At 33.6% G+C, this 25,088-nt stretch carries 14 protein-coding genes and 1 CRISPR repeat array; of the genes, 8 read left to right on the top strand and 6 right to left on the bottom strand.

Annotated features, from left to right (window positions below):
• Positions 1-84: 84 nt before the first annotated feature.
• Positions 85-2,148 (bottom strand): NAD(P)-binding protein, encoded by a 2,064-nt coding sequence (locus tag LEP1GSC059_RS10660; RefSeq protein ID WP_017215682.1) that lies wholly within the window; start codon positions 2,146-2,148, stop codon positions 85-87.
• A 107-nt stretch (positions 2,149-2,255) separates the two neighbouring features.
• Positions 2,256-3,176 (bottom strand): hypothetical protein, encoded by a 921-nt coding sequence (locus LEP1GSC059_RS10655; protein WP_017215681.1) that lies wholly within the window; start codon positions 3,174-3,176, stop codon positions 2,256-2,258.
• Positions 3,177-4,492: 1,316 nt separating this feature from the next.
• Positions 4,493-5,030: a CRISPR direct-repeat array (repeat unit 37 nt; unit sequence GTTTCTTCCTTGGTTTAAAAAGGAAGTGGATTGAAAC).
• Between the two features lie 583 nt (positions 5,031-5,613).
• Here LEP1GSC059_RS10655 and LEP1GSC059_RS10650 point away from each other — a divergent pair.
• Complete coding sequence (locus LEP1GSC059_RS10650) at positions 5,614-6,015, top strand: Imm44 family immunity protein (protein ID WP_017215680.1); 402 nt, start codon at positions 5,614-5,616, stop codon at positions 6,013-6,015.
• 392 nt (positions 6,016-6,407) lie between these two features.
• Here LEP1GSC059_RS10650 and LEP1GSC059_RS10645 read toward each other — a convergent pair whose 3' ends face one another.
• Both LEP1GSC059_RS10645 and LEP1GSC059_RS10640 read right to left on the bottom strand, forming a co-directional pair.
• The gene (locus LEP1GSC059_RS10645; protein WP_017215679.1) at positions 6,408-7,469 is read right to left on the bottom strand and encodes an LIC_10091 family lipoprotein; all 1,062 of its coding nucleotides are present in this window, start codon (positions 7,467-7,469) and stop codon (positions 6,408-6,410) included.
• Between the two features lies 1 nt (position 7,470).
• Complete coding sequence (locus LEP1GSC059_RS10640) at positions 7,471-8,439, bottom strand: formylglycine-generating enzyme family protein (RefSeq protein WP_017215678.1); 969 nt, start codon at positions 8,437-8,439, stop codon at positions 7,471-7,473.
• A 70-nt stretch (positions 8,440-8,509) separates the two neighbouring features.
• On the opposite strand from LEP1GSC059_RS10640, the gene LEP1GSC059_RS10630 reads away from it, so the two are divergent.
• From LEP1GSC059_RS10630 to LEP1GSC059_RS10615, 4 genes are all read left to right on the top strand, one after another.
• The gene (locus LEP1GSC059_RS10630) at positions 8,510-10,021 is read left to right on the top strand and encodes a M14 family zinc carboxypeptidase (protein ID WP_020980756.1); all 1,512 of its coding nucleotides are present in this window, start codon (positions 8,510-8,512) and stop codon (positions 10,019-10,021) included.
• The gene (locus LEP1GSC059_RS10625) at positions 10,021-10,932 is read left to right on the top strand and encodes a DMT family transporter (protein ID WP_017215675.1); all 912 of its coding nucleotides are present in this window, start codon (positions 10,021-10,023) and stop codon (positions 10,930-10,932) included. Before LEP1GSC059_RS10630 ends, LEP1GSC059_RS10625 begins: the two co-directional genes overlap by 1 nt.
• 1,706 nt (positions 10,933-12,638) lie before the next feature.
• Positions 12,639-13,793 carry a TauD/TfdA family dioxygenase gene (locus tag LEP1GSC059_RS10620; protein ID WP_002177967.1) on the top strand — a complete coding sequence of 385 codons (1,155 nt, stop codon included), beginning with the start codon at positions 12,639-12,641 and terminating at the stop codon, positions 13,791-13,793.
• Between the two features lie 3 nt (positions 13,794-13,796).
• Positions 13,797-14,705, top strand: coding sequence for a bile acid:sodium symporter family protein (locus tag LEP1GSC059_RS10615; RefSeq protein ID WP_017215674.1), 909 nt, complete (start codon positions 13,797-13,799; stop codon positions 14,703-14,705).
• Here LEP1GSC059_RS10615 and trhO read toward each other — a convergent pair.
• Positions 14,702-15,781 (bottom strand): oxygen-dependent tRNA uridine(34) hydroxylase TrhO, encoded by a 1,080-nt coding sequence (gene trhO / locus LEP1GSC059_RS10610; protein WP_017215673.1) that lies wholly within the window; start codon positions 15,779-15,781, stop codon positions 14,702-14,704. The two genes, LEP1GSC059_RS10615 and trhO, sit on opposite strands and share 4 nt — an antisense overlap.
• Before the next feature lie 2,172 nt (positions 15,782-17,953).
• Between trhO and LEP1GSC059_RS10605 the strand changes: the two genes are divergently transcribed.
• The 3 genes from LEP1GSC059_RS10605 (at position 17,954) to LEP1GSC059_RS10595 (ending at position 23,187) form a co-directional block, all read left to right on the top strand.
• Positions 17,954-19,132 (top strand): AraC family transcriptional regulator, encoded by a 1,179-nt coding sequence (locus LEP1GSC059_RS10605; RefSeq protein ID WP_017215671.1) that lies wholly within the window; start codon positions 17,954-17,956, stop codon positions 19,130-19,132.
• Positions 19,133-20,105: 973 nt separating this feature from the next.
• On the top strand, positions 20,106-21,317 hold the full coding sequence (locus LEP1GSC059_RS10600) for an acetyl-CoA C-acetyltransferase (protein ID WP_002177837.1): 1,212 nt from the start codon (positions 20,106-20,108) through the stop codon (positions 21,315-21,317).
• 907 nt (positions 21,318-22,224) lie between these two features.
• Complete coding sequence (locus LEP1GSC059_RS10595; protein WP_002178035.1) at positions 22,225-23,187, top strand: porin OmpL1; 963 nt, start codon at positions 22,225-22,227, stop codon at positions 23,185-23,187.
• A 406-nt stretch (positions 23,188-23,593) separates the two neighbouring features.
• Here LEP1GSC059_RS10595 and LEP1GSC059_RS10590 read toward each other — a convergent pair whose 3' ends face one another.
• Positions 23,594-24,529 carry a cytochrome-c peroxidase gene (locus tag LEP1GSC059_RS10590; RefSeq protein ID WP_017215668.1) on the bottom strand — a complete coding sequence of 312 codons (936 nt, stop codon included), beginning with the start codon at positions 24,527-24,529 and terminating at the stop codon, positions 23,594-23,596.
• Positions 24,530-25,088 lie beyond the last annotated feature (559 nt).

Raw genomic sequence — 25,088 nt, 5'->3', positions numbered from 1 at the left:
CAATTTTTATAAAATATAGACAATAAACCGAATTATAGTTGATTACCCCTTTAAGAAAACTTAGGGTCGAATGATTTAAAATACTTAGAGAAAACATCTAGCTGCTTCGATGCCACTTACGACAGTACTTTCTACACATCCGGCGTTTAACACCGAATTTTTAATCCAATCCCCAGTGATCACAAGATTAGAATATCCGTTTTTTCCGGCTGAAAGCCTGTATTTTGTAGAACCTTTTACAGATAAAACATATCTTTCCGTTGGCTGAATATTTAGACGAAGATATTGGGATTCGATTTTTTCTACCCCCTTTTTGCTCTTATCCGAATTCAACAATAAATCCCAATTGAATCCGTAAACTTGTGTAGAATTAGGCCAAAGATTTTTCGCATTCTCTTCTAAAAATTGAACAACTCTTTTTTTTAATTCTTCCATTTGCTTTGGTATATCTGGATCGACTAAAGGATCGATAGGGGTAATTCCCAAAGGAGAAGGTCCACAAAAATAGGCAATATGATTAGGTGAAAGAGAATCAGACCAAGATTCCCTGCTGATCAAATGACTCATATCACACCAAGTATCAAAAGGTTCCACATATGATCCCAACACAGGAGGTTCGTTTTTCCAATACTTCCATCCTAGACCTGCAATATCAGGATACATCCAAAGTTGAAACGCATCCGTTAGACACGTTTGAACCGATCCTATCATTTGATTCCAATTGGAACTTTCTTCTAAAATTTTTGTACACAAAAACGGAATGGCGCCAATAGAAATTCCAAATACAACTCGATCAAAATCTTTTCCATATTCCAAAACGATTTCTTCTTTGTCCGGCCATTCAGACCAATAATTTTCTAGATCTATATAATATTTTTTTAATTCTTTTCCTTCTAGAATCTGATCATAAAGAGGCTCACTCGGCCAACAAGCAAGTCCCTTTACATCAATTAAAGGAAAATATTCATCTTTTTTTAAGTTCACCTGTTTGCCAATTTTTACGGTTTGAATCCAGGATTGCCCATCCGAACTTCCTGGAATCAATTCCTTCACTTTATGAAAAAATTTGATTTGAACTCCGCGTTGTTTCAATACTTCATATATAGGAGTAAAAATCACGTCTCCCATTCCAGCTTGCATTCTATATGCAACGGCGCCTTTATAGGTGAATAACATTCTCAAAGCGCCCTTAAGAGCCGTTCCGGCGGCAAAAGTATATTGACTTCTTCCCGCAAACACAAGACCGTAAATCCCTTGCACGATCGCAGAATTGATCGTAAGTTCACTCGCTCCATGAAGTTTTAACCATTCTCTATAATCAAAGTCGTCTATACTTTCAAAACCATTTTTAAAAACCTTGTCTTGAATCATTCCTTTAATATTAGTAAAACTGAAATCGACCAGAATCCAAAACCTTCTTACTTCCGTATTCGATTTAATTTTTTTCTCTATCTTTATCCAAAGGCCACCAACAAATTGATCTATAAGTTTTAGAAGACGATCATGCGGAAAATCTTCATTCAATTGATCCAAAAGTTTTTTTAAAGTGAGAATGATTTTTCCAATCACGTCCAAACTCACCTCTTCTGCGGAGTTTTCAGACCACTTTAAAATTTCCTTCCAAATTTTATAATCATCCTCACATTCATTTTCGGGAAAAATATACTGCTTACGATTATTATAATATTCATTTAAATAGTCTAAAATCATCGAAGGATAAACTGAGGGGTCCGGAAGTTTAGTCGTATCACCTGGAATCTGATCGTTCATTGGAAAATGGAATGGCCAGGGTTGATAACTGCCGTTAACGAATTCTTCAAGTACAAAAAAATTGGCCGGTTTAAAGGCCTCTTCCCAAGTAGACAATGGACTGGTAAGAGGTCTTGAAAGTTCTTCGTAACATTTCCTGATCAATTGAAAAGCGTGATCGTAAAATCCAAACCAAATATGTAATCCGTGTTCTTCAATCCGATTAAATACGTCTTGATTTCTGCCACTTGCACCTTTCCCGCCCAATCTCCAACCCAATTGGTAAATTATAATATCATAATGTTCTTTCCAATTTGGTTTAGAAGTAATCTCGTAAGCGGTAACGAGAGATCCTAATCCTCCGCCGAGTATAATTACTTTTTCTTTTTTATTCTTCATAAACACACCTAATAATGATTAAATGATATTTTAAAATTTTATTATTACTCACAAATTGTCTCAAAACCAGTTCCACCTAAGTATGATATTCTCCTTGAAATAAAATTCTAGGTGTTTTGATGAATAATTCTTCCTAAAGAAAAATCAAAATCAAAATCGCACCAAATTCCAAATTGAATCGGTATCGAAGTACTTTTTAAACCGAAGTCTGAAACAAAAGGAAAGTATGGATTACTTAAAACATCTAAAATGTAATTCCCTTCCAAATACCCGCCTTTACGAAAACAAGTAACATTGCTACTCGCTTCTATAATTGCTTGATAACAGGCCAATGTAGGATCAGCCGCATCTCTAAATTGTTTTAAAAAAACCATTATAATTTCTGAATGAAATAAATTATCCCAGAGATTGACCGTAATATTAGCGTTAGGAATTTTGATTTTAGAAGGATCATCGAAAAGGGTTTCAGCAAAATAATTTCCGAGTTTAGAAAATTCGTCGTATGATTCCTTTGTTCTAGATTCCCCAGGAGGACAACTAAGAGTAAGTATTCTTTGAGAAATAGCCTGACGGCCTTTACCACGAGGAGTAATCGCATCCACAGAAAAGTATTCTGGAGGAACTTTAAGAGAAGGAATTTGGAATTGGCCTTGAATTTTATGAAAACCATAAATTTCTCTTCCAGTTGCCATAGCGGTAGAAATGTCCACAAAGAGATAGGGTTGATAAAAACGGATTCCATGAGCTTCTTTTTCAAAAAGGGGAATCCAAAAACCTACGTCCGTTTCCTCTACCCAACCACAATCATTACCCGGAACAAGATACCGTTGCCTTGCAAATACTAAAAACAAATAATCGCTAAATGCGTGATAGTGCGCCCTTCCACTTACAGGAACATTTAGTTCCCGATCCGCAATCGATTGAAGTGCATTCCAATTTCCTTGTATACAAAAAGCATAAAATTCAACTTGTTTCATCTGATAAGGAGGAGGAAGCTCTTGTTCCCCTCCTCGTGTTATATAATCCATCTTCTATTTTTCCTTTTTGAGGCTTAAGATTTTCTGAAATTATTATGCAATGTAAATAACAAAAATTAATTTAATCCGAAGTTTATTTTTTATTCATCATTAATTTAAAAATGAAAACAAAAAATGTATTTAGATATTTACAATTTTTATCATAAATAAAAACAAATACACATCTCCAAAGGAACGTTAACGTCACTTAGGTGACACTTTAAACAACTTAATTATTCAAAAATAATAAATATATTTTAATATTATATAATTTATTAAAATTATAATTCAATTATACTAACACTCAAAATAACTTATTTAAGGCCATACAACCGAACGCTCAAATCTTCACTTCCGAATAAAAATTCGCAGTATCTTATTATGTAAGGACTTGTGAGATAACAAAATTTTGAATAGAACATGCGCTTGGTGATAAAAAATTCTTTTCTTAAAAAGTGATAAAATATCAGAAGTAAGACTTTAAATCGGTTTCATAAATATTATTTTACATTTTATTAATTTCGAAATCGATTTGTTACGTAAGTTTTGTCTTGAATTTTTTTCTATTTCAAGAATAAACGATTTTCAAGTTTGCTTTAATATTTACGTACAAAAAATATATGCAAAAATCATTTTATATAAACGATTTTATGTTCATATACGTTTTAATAAAACTATTCATTTCTACAAAATAGAGCGCCTAGATGTTGCGCCACTTCAAATAAGTTCGATAGAATTTAATGTGAAAGCGTAAGAAACCCAGCAGAACACTCTCTTAAACTTAGAGTCTCACCTTATGGGCGTTAAACAGATCCAGTTCTATAATAAATTGTAACTAAAGACAATATATCGCATTATGCTTCTTTCATGCAATTTATTGACTGGAGTTAAAAACGGGTTCGAATTCGCCTGGTTTTTTTTCTCTGAATTCACAGGATTGATGTGTAAATTATTAGATTGGGTTATTTATTATGTAGTCATAACTTTATAAATGAGTTTTTAGATTGAATTTCTACTAAACTTTTAAATCAATTCTCTGAAAATTTATCCCCTAGACATCCAGTTACTTAGCCGTAAAACTAAAGAGTTTATAGTTTTATATTCTTGACTTTAAAAAGTGGACCATTTTATGATGAATCGCTTTTTGCGAACCTGTTTCTCCTGATAAATTGCGGCCCATTCGCGCTCAAGCGAATAACTACCGTTTGTCGATTGAACCGTTTCGCTTAACATTTATACAGTATGTTGTCAACAGGTTCGCGATAATTATGTCTAAAAAGTCTAATAAAGCTTTCCCTAATGCATCAATTAGGGCCTGTGGTACCGCTGTTTCTTCCTTGGTTTAAAAAGGAAGTGGATTGAAACACAATTTAGTACTGCAAACGTATTCCCTTGCGTAAAAGTTTCTTCCTTGGTTTAAAAAGGAAGTGGATTGAAACAAAACCGATTTCCATCGTAACACCGTTTCCAGAAGTTTCTTCCTTGGTTTAAAAAGGAAGTGGATTGAAACTCGTTTTGATACGTCCGAAATTGGTAATTCTACGTTTCTTCCTTGGTTTAAAAAGGAAGTGGATTGAAACTAAGAATCCATAAAATAAACGTAAAGGATCCGGGTTTCTTCCTTGGTTTAAAAAGGAAGTGGATTGAAACTAATGTGATTCGATTACTCATCTAAAAAGACAGTAGTTTCTTCCTTGGTTTAAAAAGGAAGTGGATTGAAACAGTTACATTTAAAACCAAAGAAGGAGCCGTAAATTGTTTCTTCCTTGGTTTAAAAAGGAAGTGGATTGAAACCTTAGCGATTCTGACGGCGAGATCGATCTCGAATTGTTTCTTCCTTGGTTTAAAAAGGAAGTGGATTGAAACTTTGAGATGAGTTTCGTTTAAAATTTCCAGAATTTATCTGTAAAAATCATGGCTTACTTTAAACTTCTGTATTCAAAAGCTGGAAAGAATACTTTAGAAAATCAAGATATAATTGATTACAAACTATTTTAAAAAACCCTAGAATAATCTACATTTTAAGTAAAGATAAAGTATTTTCGAGATGGCTTTTACTAGTTCCTACAAAATTAGATACTCATAAATGTTATGATAAAGTGTCGGTTAATGTGTTTTCGGTTAAATCCAATGCGAAAGCGATTGAGGCGGGATCAACAAATTGAATTCAGGATTAAATTTTGTTTTCGAGCGAACCCTCAATTTGTTGATCGGAGCTGAAAGCGCGGTCCGGCAGAGCCGGATTCGCCCCGGTTTTCTTTCTCTGAATTTCACACTATTGAAGTGTAAAAGATTGAGTATTTTATTATATAGTTCTGAGTAGTATTTCTAAAAATTCTGTTTTACCATTTAGCCCTCTGAACACAGAGCAAAGTGAGAATTATGAATTTCTCTTATTGACTTAAGAGTTTCTTTCTTTATCTTTAAAAAAGAACTTCAGACGAACAACATGAAATTTTTTATCAGTTCCGAAATCGACGGACGTTTTAATCAAAACGTTCCAGACAAATTCCGCCGAATTAGAAAAAGTGTAGAATCGATTCTAAACAAACATTTCTTAGACAAGGACTACGGAGCCAACATTCAATCCATTGGCGTAATTCCTATAATAATCCGTACAGATCTTAAAGAATTTTACAAAGAACGTAGACTCTATCAGAAAAAACAAAAATCTGTAGACTACAGACTTTATATTGATTTTGAAAATTTCGAAAAAGCGAATGACAAGACTGCGATCAATCTTTTAGTTCAAAACATTTTAGTAGTTGTTCAAGATCTGGGGCGAAAAGTTAGTTCTTTTGATGCGACAAGTGTAGAAAACGAGATTAGAAATTTATTTCCGCCCATATAACATCTATTAGCGTTTTTATTTTAAAGTTTTTAGTGTCTAAGTCAAGTCTCCTTGTTTTTTAAAATCCGAGTTTGTAATAGTTCCCACATCGGCTTGATACCAAATAACTACTTATTTCCTAAATTTGCGGGAACTGCAGCATTCCGGAAAATTTATCCATAAAGCTCTGATTTGCAAAAATCCCCACAAATTACGTCTCTTAAAGAAATGGATTGATTTTTAAATGTAAATTTTACTACGCCAACGATCATCAAAAGCAGATATTAAAACAATCAAAAATAAATAATTTATAATTCCTGAATATATAAAAATACTAATCTTACTTCAAGCTTAAACTAAACGTATCAAAAACATTCATTTAGATTTTACTATAAAAACACAATGATTTGTATTTAACCATCCGTTTTAGGTAATTTATTATCTATAACAACCGGTTCCTTATCAACAACCGTGATACCATTTTTTTTATCCACCGTTCCACCTTCCACCATCACTTGTAAAGAGCGAAGTCCCGGTTTGCCACTGGATAACCATTTTTGAAAGTTAGAAATTTTTTGGACACAATAATGAAAACCTCGATCCGTAGAAATCTCTGAACCGGGAGACCAAGGAAATAAATCTTTACGTACCGAAATCGTTCTTACCACAAGAGAATTTTCTGCAATTGGAAGATTGAGAATTGAATTTTTAAAATCTTGAGGATAAGCGAAATATTCTTCCGCATTACTAAAATAAATGACCCCTACCTTGTGACCTATCTTTTTTAAAGTGCTCCCAATACCGGTTAACGTAACATTTCCTAAAAGATTCCCTCGAACTGGTAAAATTTTTCCTTCAATAGCCAACTTTCGAATATAAGAATATTGTTCATCGTCTGTCTGAAACATCTTATAATTATATTTCTTAGAAAGCATCAAATTGGTTCTATGGCGTTTTCGAATAAATGGAGCTGCTTGTTTATAAACCTTTTTGTAAACTTCCGGATCCGAAAAAGAAACCTGGATCAATTCAAGCGCTTCTTTTTCACCCTCTTTTCCCCAAAGACGAATAAAATCTTCTTTTTTGTCACCTTTTTGTAGAAAAAGAATCGTGATCGTATTTGCGTGAACTACGATCTGAGTAAAATCCATAAGATAAATAAAATCCGACTTAGCCCAAGCAGCAATCGTAAGATTTTGTTCAGAACCAACTCCAACATAAACATTTCTTAAATTTTGAACGTGAGGAATAAGAAGATCTAAACGATCTTCATTAGAAACCGTAGTGTCGCCCACGTCCCACTTGGTGGGAACGAGAGTTTCTTGAGGAGTTTCTTTAAGTTTAGAAATTATATCTTCTCCATTTAAAGAACCATTTTGATTTTCTTGAACTTTTTTAGATCCAGAACAAAACAAAAAAACGAAAGAAAAAAACATAAGAACAACATAAATTCCTAATTTAGAATAATTAAACATATTATTTATTTACATCCTTTGCACAGCGAAACCCAAAATGGTGATATTCTGGAAAATTTTCTGGAATATGAGATCTTCTTTTAGAACCTCTCGCATAACGAGCGGGCCACCACCAAGAACCACTTTTTAAAACCTTTTTCTTATAACCGGGACAAACTTCCTTTCCGTCACAAGGACCTTTCGGATCTTTTCCTCTACAAAAATCGCCACAAGTCTTAAAGGAAGTGGAATACCAATCCGCAGTCCATTCCCAAGAATTTCCTGCCATATCATACAATCCGTAAACTCCGGGAGCCCTTGTGCCTACGTTTGCAGTCGGCATTAAATGAGGTTTTTCAGTCTTTTTAGAAACACATCCTTTAATGTCCCCTACTTCAATGATCGCCCTTTCACAAGTTGCCGGTTCATTTCCCCAGGGATACAAATTTCCGTCGGGTCCTCTGGCAGCCTTTTCCCACTCTGCTTCCGTTGGAAGTCTTTTACCAGCCCATTCACAAAACTCTTTAGCAGTATACCAACTAATCCCTGTTACAGGTTGTTTAGGACCTAAGTAAGGTTTACCATAACGTGGACCAATATAATTACACTTTCCAGTTTTTAAACATTCTTGGCATTTACCTGCATTTTTACACTTATCAAATTCTTCGTTCGTGACTTCGTATATATCCATATAAAAGTCACTTACATAAACCTTTTCTTCTGGTTTTTCGTCTGCGTCGTAAACATTACTTCCGCGGATAAATTCTCCGGCGGGAATACATTTCATTCCTGAAATTTCTTTTCCTCCACAAGGCGAAGAATCCGCAGACAACTTACACATCCATCCACAGTAGGCGATCGAAATCATCGCCGACCAAAAAAGAAAATTTTGAATTTTCGATTTCATATAAGGTCCTAACCACAAAGATATAAAACTTAAAAAAAATCTTTTAGAATGAGGATAGACTGAAAAATGAAACGGACAAATCAATCAAGTATTTAAAAAAATCTCTGGATTCTGAAAGCGATAAGAACAAACTAGTTCCGATATTTTATAAAGAATGAAATCGTATCTTCCTTCAAGCGCCGTATTTACAATCTGCATCTGTCTGTTTTTATTTGTTTCCTGTGCCGTTTTTTTTCGCAAAAAAATTCCCAATTCTCCTTTAAACGACCCAAGAAAGATGTTACTCGTTCGGATCGATCCGGGACGGCTGGGAGAATTTAAAGAAAAAACCGAAGGAAAGTATAAGATCAGTTATCAGGAATCGGATTCTTATTATTCTGTAATTAATAAACAAGACATAGATAAATTCGGACCCGGAATCTCCGTCGTCAAACAATACTTTCCATTTAAATATTATTCCGGAAATTATCAGGAATTGATCAACGAAAGATTTACAGGCCTTGAAGACCTAAAAAAAGGATATAAGGATAATATATTAAATATTCATTATTTACTTGGAATCTCAAATTTATATTCAGAACAGGCTAGAGTAGAGGTGATCGGCAAAACCGCCAGAGGAAGAGAAATCCCGGCCTTACTTCTTACAAACGTAACCGTTCCGGACGAGGAAAAAATTTCCGTACTTTTCAACTGTGCTCATCACGCAAACGAAGTTATCTCTATCGAACACTGTTACGATATAATCTATTCCATACTATCCAGACCAAAGAAATATAAGGAAATTCTAAATAGGATGAAAATCTGGATTGTACCGATCGTAAATCCAGACGGAGCCAGAAATTTTTGGCACGTATCTAACCTGATGGGAAGAAAAAATGGTTATCCGGGTTCCGGACCGGTTAACGATAAATTAAACCCCGGAGTAGATATCAATCGCAACTATCCGTTTTATTGGGGCAAAATCGGAGGAGGATATTCTTCCTCCAATCCATCTAACTACTTTTATAGAGGCCCCTCGCCTGGATCCGAATCTGAAACAAAAGCTATGATAGAACTTGCAAATCGAGAAAGGTTTGCGGCGTCCATTAGCTATCATGCATATGCAAATTGTCTGTTAGTCCCATATTCGATTGATTCTTTAAATAATCCTGAACCAGATATGGCAAAGGAATTAGGAAAAAAAATTGCAGCCTCGGTGACTAGCTTAAATCCAGAAAAGGAATTCGAAGCAAGAAAAAATATCTACCCAATAGACGGAGTCGATCAGGATTACTTTTACTTTGTGCACGGAACTCTCGCTTATCTATTGGAAACCACTCATCTAAACCCTGAATATAAGGAAGTGGAAAAGGTAAACGCATCACTGAGAAAAGCTTGGAACCTATTATTAAACGAAGTATTAGAAGGAAAAAAGATTTTTCTAAAAATTACGGATGAATTAGGAACACCATTGGAGGCAAAGGTAGAAATCGAAAGGGTAAAATACTTTCAGGAAGAAATTCGAGTTTCGAATCCGATCAACGGTTTTTACTTTCAATTATTTCCAGATCGAAAGGAAACCAAAATTAAAATTTCGAAAGAAGGTTACGAATCGGCAGAAATACAAACCAGACCAAACGGCAGTTGGGAACCTCTAAAAATCATACTTAAGAAAAATAGAATATAATGTTTCTCATAAGACACGAAATCTATCTAATCCTCTGCACTTTGATATGGGGAGGAACGTTTACAATGACTATTTTCGGCCTGAGAGACACTTCACCTTCTATATTTCTGGGACTTCGTTTTGGGATCGCAAGTATGATCTTTTTACCGTTCGCTTGGAAAGAATTTAGAAAAGGTAAAATTTGGTATCCAGGGGCATTTTTACTTGGAATGTTTTTATATCTCGGATTTGCATGCGAAACCGTAGGGCTTAAAACTACAACCGCAACCAAGTCCTCTTTTTTAATAGGAACGTTAGTTGTAATCACTCCAATTTTTGAAGCAATTTTAAAAAAAAGAATGCCCGGAAAAGGAAATCTTTTAGGTGCTTTGGTCGTTTTTACCGGAATATGTTTGATATTTGCCGGAGAAATCGGAATGGAAGGCACTCTAACAATAGCGAGCGGCGACTGGATCACGTTAGGCGGAGCGATTTTCTTTTCGTTGTATATCATACAAATGGACCGAGTAAGTGCACAAATACCAATTCGAATATCTGTATTTTATCAGTCCTTTGTGGCGGGATTTTTCGCATTGATTTCTATGATTCTACTACATTTTATTGGAATTGAAAAAGTTAGATTGAACCCAAGTACAAGATTAATTCCAGGAGTATTATACAACGCGCTTTTGGCTTCCGTATTAACTACGTTTTTACAAACCAAATTTCAACGTTATGTGTCACCCACTCGAGTGGGAATTATTTTCTCTTTGGAACCAGTTTTTTCGTCTATTATCGCCTTTTTATTGTTAGGTGAAAAATCAGGACCAGTACGAATCGTAGGATGTACGATCGTATTTTTAGGACTCGTTCTTGCGGAATCTGTCGGAAAAGATCAAAATTTGTTAATGGAAAACACAAATCAACATTAGAGTTGTTGAAAAATTCCATAATTCAGATCAAAAAACTGCTTTAATTTACCGTTTCCATGAAACAGAAACTGATTGAGAATTAATTTTTCAACAACTCTATTAGATGGTGAATTCAGTACAAGAAAAATTTTTTAAAGGTATGAGTTCCTACAATTTCAGACTTTATCCGTAAAATCATAATTTGCAGTAATTCCCACAATTTAGAAATCGACTTACAAAGCTCAAATTTCAACTTTTTCAAAAAAAAATGAATCATGGGTCATTCACATTACTGAACACATACCTATTAAAGTTGTTCCTGCGATCTTAAACTTTGCAGTAGTTTCTAGAATTTAAGAAAATCTGAATATTTTGTATATAAAATAAATAGAGTAGCTATTACAAATTTCAACGATAACGCTTATAAATTTAGCCAAGAATCTCAATTAGTTATTCCGACAAATTACCTCATTCAAAAAAACTGATTTATAAAAATTTAAAATTTTTTTGTAAGTAAAATAAAAGCCAAAAATCAAAATAAATCTCAAAAAAATACTTTAGAAATATTTAAACTACTGTTTTATATAAATGCCCAAGTATTTTATATACAAAATCTCCTTACTACTCCTACGTATAAGAATAGTATTAAAAGTCCCAGATCGATTATACCAAAAATGTGGCTTTTTCAAAAAATTACATTTAACTCAGATTTACTACTCGGACGCATAAATAGAATACTTAGATTAGATTGTTTCAATAATTTGAATGTTTTAGCCATGCTCTAAAATAGAGCAAATCCCGCATTTGCGTTATTTTTTAAATAACTCTATTTTTTCCCAAAATTCGACCGTTAATAACTTAGTATCATTTTTATGCTTCCGAATGATAACTAATGTGAGTTCGACGTAAGAAAATTATGGCTAATCCAGCTTTGCCGGACCGGGCTTTCAACTCCAGTTAATCAATTGTATGAAAGAAACTTAATTTAGTATTTCGTCTTTAGTTTCAATATAGAATGAGATTCATAAAAGCGAGACACTGAGTTTGAGAGAGCGTTCTGTTGAGTTCCCCCGCATGATCCCTTTCGCGTGATGCTAAATTCACGTTAACTATAAAAAAATCTTAATAAAACACAGTCCTATCGTCATGATTCAAAATTCGGTCTAACAATTAAAAGAAAAACGAAACAAATTATAATAAAATAAGTCGCAAAATTATAATTTTATTTTATTCTTAAATACTAAATAGCTCAAGCTATCTAAAAACAAATCTTCATCCGAACATTATAAAATAATTTCCCAAATCTAAAAAAGAAATCATCTCTTAGGTTCCAAAATACAAGAACCGATTACCAATCTATCTTTGAAGTTGTGAACTCTTCAAAAAACGAAAATTGAAATTTATCTCTAAAATAATCATCCCACTTAGCAGATACAATTCTTTTAAAACAGAATTCAACTATTAACATTCTATTCAAAAAAACAAAAAGCGGAAGTTAAAATATGTCAAAAATGTGTTTTTAGGCGATTTTATTTAATATTCTCATTCATGAATTGTGTGCAAAATAAAATACAATAGTTCATAAATTCAATTTATTAAATTTTATATCCACTATATCAAATATTTCTTGCAAACGAAATCTTCCATCCTTCAAGGTATCCAAAAAGGCCTTTTCCAGACTCACACTTTAAAGTAATATCTGGAAAACATTCGGAGGCAAAAAATCTATGGCAGCCAAAACTTTTTCTAAACCCAAAATAAAAAAAGAAAAAACCTCAACCAAAAACATTTCCAAAAAACAAACAAAACCAAAAACCGCGTCTTCTTTAATTGAATTATCAAAAAGTTTTTTCGATCCAGAAAATCCACTTCCTGTAATTTATCAACCAAACTCTACAACACAAAAAAGCAAACAAACTCTAATCCAGTGGATTAAGACCAACAAACGCGCGTTAACTGATGATCTCAAACAATATGGGGCTATCCTTTTTAGAGGATTTGAAGTGACCTCTCCCCAAGACTTTGAAGAAGTAATTCTAAACGTAGATTCCAATCTAAAAAATAATTATCTTGGAACGTCTCCCCGCAATCAGGTAACAAAGTATACATTCACTGCAACGGAACTCCCACCTGCCTATCCTATTATGCAACACGCAGAGATGAGCTTTTTAGATTCTCCACCTAAAAAACTTTTTTTCTACTGTGGAAAAGCTCCTGGAAAGTTTGGAGAAACACCTATCACCGATCTTAGAAAAGTACTAAAAGAAATTCCAACTCATATACGAGAAAAATTTGAAAAAGAAAAAATACGATATTCCAGAGTTTACGATGGACCCTCCAGCCAATCCCGTTTCCAATTTTGGAAAACTAAACGTTGGGACGAAATGTTCCAAACAAAAGATAAAAACGAAGTCGAAAAAATTTCTAAAAAGCAAAACTTTAAAGTAGAATGGTTTGGCGAAGACGACCTAAGACTTGTAAATACTACATTAGCAATTCGTAAACATCCTGAATTCAACACATTGGCATGGCACAATCATTCTCAAGTGTTTCATATAGACGCTGCTCGTAAGGAATACTGGAAAATATTTGCACGTCAAAAAACGATCCGAGGATTTTTAGTAGCAATTACTCTCGAAATCCTTACGTTTATCAAAAAAATAACCACTCCAAAAGAATACTTAGATACACATTGCACTTACGGAAAGGGGCAAGAAATTTCAAGTGCTGAACTAAAACAGATTCAAAATGCGTTTTGGAACAATATCTCTCTATTTTCCTGGCAGAACGGAGACATCTTGGTAATAGACAACTATTCAATTTCCCACGGAAGGCATCCATTTACCGGACCCAGGAAAATTTTTGTAGCCTGGGCGGATTAAAAAATGCAGGAACTAGATTTCGTTCGGATTCATTTTAATGAAAGTAATTTAGCTTTTTTGAATCTACTTTTAGGGTTGATTATGTATGGAATTGCTTTAGAACTTAGATTTGAAGACTTTAAACTGTTAGTTGATAAACCCAGATCTTCCATCACCGGAATACTATCTCAATTTGTACTGTTTCCGTTTGCCACTTATTTACTCCTTTGGATTTTAAAACCTTCTCCCGGAATCGCACTCGGAATGCTTTTAGTAGCGGCCTGTCCAGGAGGTAATATTTCAAACTTTATCACCCTTCTTGCAAAAGGTAATACCGCCCTTTCCATTTCGCTTACCGCGTTTTCATCTGCGCTTGCTATCTTTATAACTCCGTTTAATTTTTTCTTTTGGGGAAATTTATATCCTCCCGTACAAACGACGTTAAAAACAATATCCCTAGACCCCTGGGACGTATTCAAAGCAATCTTAATGATTTTAGTAATCCCGATCTTACTGGGTCTTTTGACAAAAAAATTTCTACCAAAAACAACCGCAAAAATCGTAAAACCGATCAGAATATTTTCAGCTATTATCTTTGCTGCATTTTTATTAATTGCACTTTTTGCAAACTTTCAAATATTTTTGAACGTAATTCATAAAGTATTCCTTTATGTTTTTCTAATGAACTCGGTTGGATTTTTATTGGGATATTATTTCTCAAAGTTGATGCGTTTGGACGAAAGGGATTCCCGTTGTATTTCTATAGAAACTGGAATTCAAAATTCAGGACTAGGTCTTGTTTTGATCTTCGCGTTTTTTGAAGGTCAGGGAAGTATGGCGATCATAGCCGCAACCTGGGGAATTTGGCACGCAATCGCAGGAGTAACTCTGGCTTGGTTTTGGTCTAAAAAAACTTCTATTATAAAAACTTAAAGATAGAGTTCTGAAATTTTAGGACGGACTTTAGATTTCGAAAAAAAACGATTTTCGTTCAACTTCCCTTTTCTAATTTCTTTTTGTTTTTCTTTGGGTAGATGTAAGATAGTTTTACACTCTAACGTACAACATCCTTCGAACTTTTCGGAACAAGATGGACACTGAATAAAAAGAACATGGCAACCGGGATTTTCACAGTTTACGTGACGATCACACTTTGTGCCACATTGATGACAAGAAGAAATAACTTCGTTTCCGATGGTCTCTTGAAGTCTACCGTCAAATACAAAGTTCTTACCTTTAAATTTAGATTTAAGACCTTTTTGAGAAACTTCATGAGCATAAGAAATAATCCCTCCATGAAGTTGATTGACGTCCTTGTATCCGTGATGTCTAAGCCAGGCGCTTGCTTTTTCACAACGAATTCCCCCGGTGCAATACATTAGAATTTTATGATTTTCTTTTCCGTTTAATAACTCCAACAAAATTCTAAGTTCCTCACGAAACGTGTCCGACTGGGGAAGAATTGCATTTTCAAAATGACCAATTTCACTTTCGTAATGATTTCTTACGTCTACAACGATAGAATTTTTATCTTCCATCTGAAGATTAAATTCCTCAGCAGAAAGATGTTTTCCAACGTTAGTCACATCAAAGGCATTGTCATCCAACCCGTCGGCTACAATTTTCTTTTTAATCTTTAAATCGAGCTTAAAAAAAGATTTGGAATCGTCTTCCACCGCAATTTTAAGCGGCATATCTTTAAATTGATTTCTAGAATCTAAATTTTTTCTAAAAAAATCCAGATTGTGAGAAGGAATGGATAGTTGCGCATTAATTCCTTCTCTTGCGATATAAATTCTTCCCAGAACTCCGAGTATTTCCCATTCGGCGTAAAGTTGGTCTCTAAGTTGTTGAACGTTTTCTAAAATCACATAACGATAAAAAGAAAGAGTCGTTCTGGAAAAATTTTCTTCTTCAAGACGTTTACGAAGAATCTCTTTTCCATAGATATTATGAAGCGGACGTTTTTTTGCTTCAATCTTTTCCGGGAAATCACTCTGATTTGCCATACATTCTTAACTCTGAAATTAAGACTTATCTTGACAAGCGTTTCTTCTCCGTTCCTAGGCCTTTACATTCGTTTTGGTCTCAAAAACCAAAGCGCACAAATCCTAGATAATTTTTCATCGATTTTGATAACTACTTAGAATTATATAATAGATTACCTAAAATTCTACCTCTAAATGAAAATCAGACTTAAGATTCATATTACTCTATTGCTCATAATTATATAATAAAGTACCTAATATTTTGCATGAAACCAGTGTTTTATGATAAAATTAACGGTACTCAATTTTATAGAGATCAGTAATGTATAAACTTTTAATTTTACCATTCGGGACTATATAATAAATTCTCAATATTTTGTACTAAAAACAGTGTTCTGAAATCAACGGCACTCAGTTTCATAACATACACTACTCAGAATTATAGAATAAAGAACCCAATAGTTTAACATTTCAATATAGAATTGCTAAAAAATGAATTCTCCATCCATCTCTGTTTCATGAAACAACCAACAATTGAAGCAGTTTTGTTAACACCCACTTTCAACAACTCTAATGTAAATTCTACGTAAAAAAAACCAGGTCGAATCCGGCGTCGCCGGACCGCGCTTTCAGCTCCAGTCAATAAATTGCATAAAAGAAACATAATATAATATTCAGTCTTTAGTTTCAATTTAATTATAGAACGCGATCTGTCGAAAGATCCATGGAGAGTGAGACGCTGAGTTTGAGAGAGCGTTCTGTTGGTTTCTCTACGCTTCAATCGCTTTCGCATCGGATTCTATCAAATTTACGTAAAACTGCACTTTGGGATAAACATTAGATACTCGAGACGAGTAAAACAGGCTTTGTAATAGAAATTTACGGTAACTAATTATAGGGATCAGTACAAATTTGTCTTTGGAATATATACGAAGTCACATAAAAATGTCTCAAAAGTTAAAGTATAACCTCCCTCAAAAAAATAATACATCCCTAGATAGACTTTCATTACAATTGCAATTAAATTTTTGAATGAGGGGATTTGTCGGAACAAATTACAGTTTAGAATAAAATACCTTTTGGAATCGTTTTGTAAAAAAACTTTTTGATAAACGCAGTAGTTCCCACATTTTCAAAGGGAATTCTATAAAATATAAAATGAACTTTGAATTCGATTAAAAGATACAAAAATTCAATATTCAGTAATACCTTTGCCTTTAGAATTCATAAAGGTTCCTGAATATTGATTTTGTCAAATTTCCATTGATCCAATTTAGAACATCGCACTCATTTTCAAGTTATCAAATGAGTTCTTTGTTTCTACTTTTAAAAAACATTTCGGTCCCATAAGACAGAAAAAAAATGATTGTAACTAAAACGTAAAATAACAAGAACTTTGGAATAAAAACTTTTTCATAAACATTTACACTCTAAATCACGTGAGTTCAGCATAAGGAATTTATTTTTCTGAAAAAGATTCCTAAAATGTGGGAACTCATACAAAAAATAAATGTTTAAAAATTTGTAATGTGACTTAATTTGAGGGAACTACTGCAAATCGCGATTTTATGAACAAATTCTAAAATTGTAAAAACTCACATTTTTAGAAAATCCTTTCTCATTTTCTCCACGAATTTACGTTAAATATCTTTCCAAAAAATTAAAGGAGCCAATCCGAAAATCTTTCCAATCAAAATTCCTTAATTTATATATATGAATTCAAAGTAAAATCCATTCGAATCTAATCTTCAAAATTTATCTGAATAGTCCCAAATAAATTTTTAATTTCTCTTAATTCAGACCGTCTTTATAACGTTTCAGAATAATTATAAATTAAAAATAATTAATACTTTTCTAATGCAATTTAATTTCGTTTAACAAAATTTGACACAAAAATTACACCATCAGTCCATTCTCATTTTATAAACTATTCATGATTTCACGGCATCAGGATCCTCCTTTATTTCATTTTATATCCTGAAAAGACTTTTAGTTAAGTAGATAGTAACTTCTATTTAAAACTGATTTCCTCCAATCTTAAGAGAAAAATCCTTCGATTTGGTTTGAGATATGAGAATTCGTCTTATATTTTTAGGAAATAAAATATTTATTTTGATCGTCTTGACTTAACAAATGGTTTTTTAAATCTCCAAATTATCTTAGGTCAAAAGAATCATTAGAGGTGAGAGTAGAATGGATTTTTTTCCGGATCTGAATTTTCTTGATTATTTAATTTTTCTAAAGGAAGCATTAAATCGGTATTTAGAATATCTTTACTCTGCAAGCATAGTAATCAGTTTTCTAACCGGTCTTTCTGGTTTTTACAAAGCAACTAAAAGTCGTTTAAACCTTGTTCGAGGAATTTTTTTAATGAGCGCTTGCTTTTTAATTATCGGACACGGCAAAGCTTTTACATTTATGACTTCGGATCCAAATGGAATCTTAAATCTCGAAAAGCGCATCTTTTTCTCCTACTACTATGGATTTGCGGTTTGTGCTTCTTTATCTTCCACTTTCTACGTCATGTATCTTTTTGGTGCCTTACAAAATCCTCTACGTCTAAGCCTATATAGTTTTCTTTCTTTTCCAGTAATCTTTCTCATTTCTTTAATGATAGAAGACTTAATCTCAATCGTTTACTTTGGAAAATTGGTTCTTTTTACCTTACAATTTTCCGCTGGGATTTTTAATCTTCAATATGTAATTAAGAATAAGATGAAAAAAATCTATCTCAATTACCCGATTCAAAACTTTACACTTTGTACAGCGCTTATAGTACATTCAATTGGAATGTGGTTAGGTGTTCAGAACTTGATGATTCTTGCACTTTCTTTTACAGGATTTTTCATTATTTATTTTTTCATACTGGAATACAATCATCCTGAATTTTGGAAGGTGAGTTTTTCCAGCGAGCTGATAGAAATTAAATCGGAAGATAGTAAAACACAAACTCTACAAACCAGTCCTAAAAATTTAGTCGAACGTTTGGACATTTCTCGTATCGAAGAGAAAATTCAAAAATTTGTGGAAGATAGAGAATATTTGGACGAAGAAATTCGTTTGTCCGATTTTTCAGCTTATATCGGGCTTTCACTTCATCAAGCTTCTTATTATTTGAACAATTATAAAGATCTCAGCTTTACAGATTTTTTAAGTTTTCATAGATTAGAAGAAGCAAAACGTATGATTGAACAAAGACCGGATATTAATCTTTTAGAAGTAGCTTTAGCGAGTGGTTTCAATTCTCCTTCTTCTTTTAGAAGAGCTTGTCTAAAATTTACCGGCAAACCTCCAAAAGAATTTAGAAATTATGTACTTCATCATCAAATGACTCCTTCTATGGCCTTGGAATTCCAAAATCAATTAGGATAATTTTTTCAAAAAAAATTCGTAGTGTTCTAAACTGTATAACTTTGAACAAAAACCTTTATGAAATAAATTTAACATTTAAAGATGATTATCTTTAAATGTTAAAAAGAATTCTCTTAAAAAATTCCCACTTACTTTACTACTCGAACGCATAAAAAATAATACTTATGCTTCCTTCAAAAAATCAACAAATCTGGGTTAGATGCCAGCGCTTTCACATCTTTTGCAAAATTGATTGTTACTGATCTCTATAAAATTGAGTACCGTTAATTCTATTACAAAACGCTGATTCTATGTAAAATATTAGGCACTTTATTATATAGTATGAGTAATCTTTAATCTGTTTTTTTTATATGTCCGAGCAGCATATAAAAAATAATTTTTATTATAAAGTTCTATTTAAACACAAAATGTTGAGGACCTGATTAACGTAAGTTCGGCCATAATTCATTTTTCTGAAAAAATTCGGAATCTAAACTTTACAGAGATCAATTCCTAAAATGTAGGAACTCTCACAATTTTCTGAAATTTTGCAGCCCCTCTAAAAATGTAAGGCTCTGAATTTACAGATCAACGCCTAACTTATACTTTTAGAAAATTCTTTCTCATTTTCTTACGCCAAACTCACGTTAAATTTGAAATCAAATGATAATCTTCAATAGAATTTGTTAAAAAATGAATCTCCATCAATTTCTGTTTCATGGAAATATAGATTAAAGCAGTTTTGTTGATTTGAACTATCGAATTTTTCAACAACTCTAATATTTAGGCCGAACTCACTTTAAATACTTAGATTTGTTCCAAAATTTATGTTATTCTAGATCCAAACATACTTTGAACCAGATCTTTCACAAAGTTCCAACAAAAAGAATTGCAAACGTCCCCGCCTCTTCAAAATGGAAACCGAAATACTTAAATTTACTAAACAGCTGTTCATGAAATCGTCAAAAAACGAAATAAGCAGCGAGGTAGAACAATGTCAAACGCTTATGTAATCGATGCAGTCAGAACTCCAAGAGGAAAAGGTAAAAAAAGAGGGTCACTTGCTAGTATTCACCCACAAGAACTTTCTGCTGTCACCTTAAACGCAATTCAGGAAAGAAACGGAATCAAACCTGAAATTGTAGAAGAAGTAGTAATGGGATGTGTATCTCAAGTAGACGATCAAGCAGCTTGTATTGCACGTTATGCGGTCATGTCAGCTCTTTGGCCGAACTCTGTTCCTGGTTACACCGTAAACCGTTTTTGTGGCTCTGGTTTACAAGCGGTAAACAACGCAGCAAATCACGTTCAATCCGGTTCTATGCAAATCGCTCTGGGTGGAGGAGTCGAATCCATGTCCAGAGTCAAAATGGGAGCCGACATGAATGGAAGAGATTTTAATATAGGAAATCCGAATATTCAAAAACACTATAACTTAGTTCCACAAGGAATCTCTGCGGATCTAATTGCTACTAAGTTCGGAATCTCTCGCGAAGAAGCGGATCGTTTTGCAGAATCCTCCCAGATCAAAGCAGACAAAGCGGTTAAAGAAGGTTATTTTAAAAAATCGATCATTCCTGTAAAAACAGAAGACGGAACCATAGTAGATACGGATGAAAATCCTAGAATCGAATCTACATTTGAATGGCTTTCGGATCTGGCTCCCGTTTTTAAAACGATCGGAGAAAAAGAACTAGATGCAATTGCTCTTAAATCTTATCCGGAAATTCCAAAAATCAATCATATCCATACGTTAGGCAATTCTTCCGGTATTGTAGACGGAGCCGCTTCCGTTCTTCTTGCTTCCGATGAAGGAATTAAAAAATACGGTTTAAAACCTCGTGCAAGAATTGCCGCTATGGCTTCTACCGGTGAAGATCCTACGATTATGTTAACGGGACCTGTTTCTGCTTCTAAAAAAGCGTTGGCGATGGCAGGCCTCAAACCGGAAGATATAGACCTCTGGGAAATTAACGAAGCATTTGCTTCGGTAGTTCTTTATACCCAAAGATCCCTTGGAATTCCTCTCGAAAAAATCAACGTCAACGGAGGCTCCATTTCTCTCGGACACCCTCTCGGAGCGACAGGCGCAATCCTTCTTGGTACCGCGTTAGATGAGCTTGAAAGAAGACAAAAACGTTATGCGTTGATTACTCTTTGTATCGGTGGTGGTATGGGAATTGCTACAATCATCGAAAGAATATAAAAACTTTCTACTTCATCCGGGCTTTTTCTTTTTGCCCGGATGTTTTTGTCGTCTTTTAAATTTTTTCCTACCGCATAAAACAAATTTTCGAAAAGGGATTCTATTCAATTGGTTATTAGAATTGAATGTTCTTCGTTTTTAGGTTTTGAGACAGACTCAAAATCCAATCTGTTATTAAATCAGAAGATCACATTCAATTTTAGTTGTATTTTACACTGAAAAGTTCGTTCTAACTCAATTCTTATCTTAAAAGATTTTCTCTTAAAAATCAACGGATAGAATTTTCCTCTAAATTAGTAACTGATTCTATATTTCGAAAAACCTCTATAAAAATAGAGTCATTGAAAAATGAATTTCCCCATCAGCTTCTGTTTTATGGAAACAGTCAATTGAAGCAGTTTTGTTAATCTCCACTTTCAACTCTAATGAGTTTTCAAAGTCTCAAAATTTTAATTTTAGGAAGGTATTGGATTTTAAAATTCTTACCTTTGGATTTTGTAAGAAACCTTTCCATCCATATTTGCATTTTATATTGAATGTTTATTGAGTAATTTGTTAGTAAAACTTAAATAAAATGTAAGAACTTTTATTTTTTTACAGTGCTCCGACCAAAGTTAAAATCTAAAAATAAGATTTTTACTCAACCACTCAAGAAATTGAATATAAATTTTCTTTATAACAGGTGTTCAGAATTTTTTCAAAAAATATAACAACTGATATAAAAAAGAAATTCATTTTTATTTTCCTTTGTAGAATTTTGGGAACTTTTCAACCTTTTTACGAAATCCTGTTTGACACTAATCCATGAACTTCTAAAGTTCCCACTGTGTCCGGAATTCAGGAACCAAATACAAATCTTGCCGGAAACACATCAAATTCCAATTGAATCATGAGTAAGGAGTTATCAATGGTCCGTAACATAAGTAAGGCGTTGCTTATTCTAGCCGTAGTATTTTCTTCGGCTGCAAGCCTAAGTGCAAAAACATATGCAATCGTAGGATTCGGGTTACAGTTAGACCTGGGTCAATTAGGAGGAACCATCACTAAAGACGGTTTGGACGCTGCAAGTTATTATGGTCCGGTCCGATCAACAGACACTTGTGCGGTAGGCCCTAATGATCCTACTTGTGTTCAAAATCCAGGAAAGCCTACGGGTGAAGGAAATTATGTAGGAATTGCACCTAGAAAGGCTATCCCTGCTGAAAATAAACTGATCACTCTCGATAGAACTACTGGCGGATTTATCAATGCAAGAAGTACAAAAGGAGCCATGGTCGGAGGAAACCTAATGGTAGGTTACGAGTCCGATTTTGGTAAGTATTTTTTCTGGAGAGTTGCTGCGGAATATACTCAAAAAATTTCCGGTGGTATTACAAAGGCAGATATTGCTGGTTATAGCATTGTAGATATGACTTGGGGATTTAGTTCTATCGTCATTCCTGCAACCGTTGGTATTAAATTAAATGTTACTGAAGATGCTGCAGTGTATATGGGAGCCGGTTTGAATTACTTCAACGGTGGATGGAGTTTAAACGGATCCAACAACCTCAAAGGAGGTCATGATATTTTAGCCGCAGCTGGAGCGGGAAGTGTTGCGAACCTGATTGCAGACGGAACCGATCCGGTCACTACTCGTGAGCACGTTCGTTTTAGAACTTCTGGAATTGCCCCTAACTTTTTAATTGGAACTCAAGCTAGAGTAACCGATAAAGGACACATTTTCATTGAATTAGAAACGATCATGTCTGCTGCTTATTCAGTTGGTAAAACTCAATCGTTAGGTGGAGCTGCAAACCTTTCTCCTTTTCCTGCATATCCGATCGTTGTCGGTGGACAAATCTACAGATTCGGTTATAAACACGAACTCTAAGATTTTTTATCTATAACATTTCGTTTGTAAAAAAAAGGCTCTCTAATGAGAGCCTTTTTTATTCTCTTATCAAAGAGATTGATTTTAAAAAGATTATCTTAAAATAACGTGAGTTTACGTAAGGAATTCATTTTTCTGAAAAAAGCTGGAATCTGAACTTTACTGATCAATTTCTAAAATGTGAGAACTCATATACAAAAAGTAGATGTTTAAAAATTTGTAATGTAACTTAATTTGTAGGAACTACCGCAAATCGCAATTTTACAAACAAATTATAAAACTCACATTTTTGGAAAACCCTTTCTCATTTTCTTACGTTGAACTCACGTTAAAATACGCGCCCTGAGACTCAAGCGTCTAACTTCTATGATCGCTCGAAAGATATTTTGGAATAGGCTTTTTTTATTTATGCCTTTGGTATTTTAGGTATTTCTAATAGTTGAAATTCGCCTTCCAAAGATTTTAAAAATTCAACTAAATCTTTTTTTTCTTCTTCGGTAATTATAGATTCTTTTAAAAGCGAATCATTTGTTCTTTCATTTACGAAATGATTTACTACGTCTTCTAAATTTGTAAATTCTCCGTTATGCATGAATTTGTTTTTCTTGCTAACATCTCTAAGACTTGGAGTTCTCACTTTTTGAACGACTCCACTCAAACCAGTAGTATGTTTTTCGGAATCCGAAAAGTTCGGTCCGTTATGACACTGAGAACATTTCGCCTTGTTCATAAATACGTCTAATCCTCTTTTTTGAGACGGGGAAAGCGCGGAATCTTCTCCCATCACATAACGATCAAATTTAGAATTTTTAGATAGAATCGTCCTTTCAAATGCTGAAATCGCTTTTACGATTCGATCCATAGTTATTCCAGGAGAACCAAAAGATTTTTCAAAAAGTTCCCTGTATGCTTGAACACGATTGAGTCTGACTACGATCGTTTTTTCGTCTTTGAGCATTACCGCCGTATGAATTCTTTCTTTTACGACATCTTCCAAATCACTTGCCTGAGAATCCATAAACACGTCCCTATACAAGCCTACGTTTGTAAAAGAAGAAGCCGGAGAATTATGAATTTTATTTTTAGGTAGAGAATTTTTTTCCAAATCCCGTATTTCCACCGAATGACAAATTGCGCAGTTCGTATCCTCTTTGAGTGAAAGTCGTTTATCGAAATAAAGCAGTTTTCCCAATTCTACTTTGTCTTTATTATATGGATTGTTATTGGGATGAATTACGTTTTTTACGACAAAACTTTCTAATTCTATTTTTTGATCCGGTTCTTTACAACCGCTTAAAAATAGAATCGAGATAAAAGTGAAAATGGACAAAATCCTATTCATTTGGACCATCCTGAGTCAATGGTTTGAATGTGAACCTATGCTGTCAATTCGAATTTAAAACAATTTTAATTACACATTCAATATTGAAAAACCAGTAAGTTCGGCATAAGAATAAGAGATTCGTTTTATAAAAATAAAGACTTGATTTTTCCATAAAAATAAACGTGGGAACTCCCACGGATAGAATCACAAAAAATGAATGTTTAAAAATTTATTATACGAACTTAATCTGTGGGAACTACTGCAAACCAGTTAAACTTTGAAAATTGTGTAACTAACTATGAAATACCAAAAGAATCATCGTCCAATCAAGCTTCTGCACAAAACTACTGTTTTGCGACCAGCATCAAAATTTAAATCCCATTTTAGCGTGAGTCCGGCTGAAAAAAACTTTTTTTAAAGTATGAGTTCCTAGAATTTTAGAATTTGTTCGTAAAACCGTGATTTGTAATAGTTCCCAACTTGAATACGACAGGTTCAATTGTTATAAACTTCTATTTTTTAAATTGTGGTAGTTCCCACAATTCACGTCTCTTTTTATTTTTTTACGATTTTAAAT

Source organism: Leptospira noguchii serovar Panama str. CZ214, assembly GCF_000306255.2.
Classification (GTDB): domain Bacteria; phylum Spirochaetota; class Leptospiria; order Leptospirales; family Leptospiraceae; genus Leptospira; species Leptospira noguchii.
Note: the sequence above shows the minus strand (reverse complement) of the source record. Positions and strands in the feature narration are given on the sequence as shown.

Excerpts from the sequence above, each read along its gene's own strand:
- LEP1GSC059_RS10660 (WP_017215682.1), bottom strand. The coding sequence starts at position 2,148 with ATGAAGAATAAAAAAGAAAAAGTAATTATACTCGGCGGAGGATTAGGA.
- LEP1GSC059_RS10655 (WP_017215681.1), bottom strand. The coding sequence starts at position 3,176 with ATGGATTATATAACACGAGGAGGGGAACAAGAGCTTCCTCCTCCTTAT.
- LEP1GSC059_RS10650 (WP_017215680.1), top strand. The coding sequence starts at position 5,614 with ATGAAATTTTTTATCAGTTCCGAAATCGACGGACGTTTTAATCAAAAC.
- LEP1GSC059_RS10645 (WP_017215679.1), bottom strand. The coding sequence starts at position 7,469 with ATGTTTAATTATTCTAAATTAGGAATTTATGTTGTTCTTATGTTTTTT.
- LEP1GSC059_RS10630 (WP_020980756.1), top strand. The coding sequence starts at position 8,510 with ATGAAATCGTATCTTCCTTCAAGCGCCGTATTTACAATCTGCATCTGT.
- LEP1GSC059_RS10625 (WP_017215675.1), top strand. The coding sequence starts at position 10,021 with ATGTTTCTCATAAGACACGAAATCTATCTAATCCTCTGCACTTTGATA.
- LEP1GSC059_RS10620 (WP_002177967.1), top strand. The coding sequence starts at position 12,639 with ATGGCAGCCAAAACTTTTTCTAAACCCAAAATAAAAAAAGAAAAAACC.
- LEP1GSC059_RS10615 (WP_017215674.1), top strand. The coding sequence starts at position 13,797 with ATGCAGGAACTAGATTTCGTTCGGATTCATTTTAATGAAAGTAATTTA.
- trhO (WP_017215673.1), bottom strand. The coding sequence starts at position 15,781 with ATGGCAAATCAGAGTGATTTCCCGGAAAAGATTGAAGCAAAAAAACGT.
- LEP1GSC059_RS10605 (WP_017215671.1), top strand. The coding sequence starts at position 17,954 with ATGGATTTTTTTCCGGATCTGAATTTTCTTGATTATTTAATTTTTCTA.
- LEP1GSC059_RS10600 (WP_002177837.1), top strand. The coding sequence starts at position 20,106 with ATGTCAAACGCTTATGTAATCGATGCAGTCAGAACTCCAAGAGGAAAA.
- LEP1GSC059_RS10595 (WP_002178035.1), top strand. The coding sequence starts at position 22,225 with ATGGTCCGTAACATAAGTAAGGCGTTGCTTATTCTAGCCGTAGTATTT.
- LEP1GSC059_RS10590 (WP_017215668.1), bottom strand. The coding sequence starts at position 24,529 with ATGAATAGGATTTTGTCCATTTTCACTTTTATCTCGATTCTATTTTTA.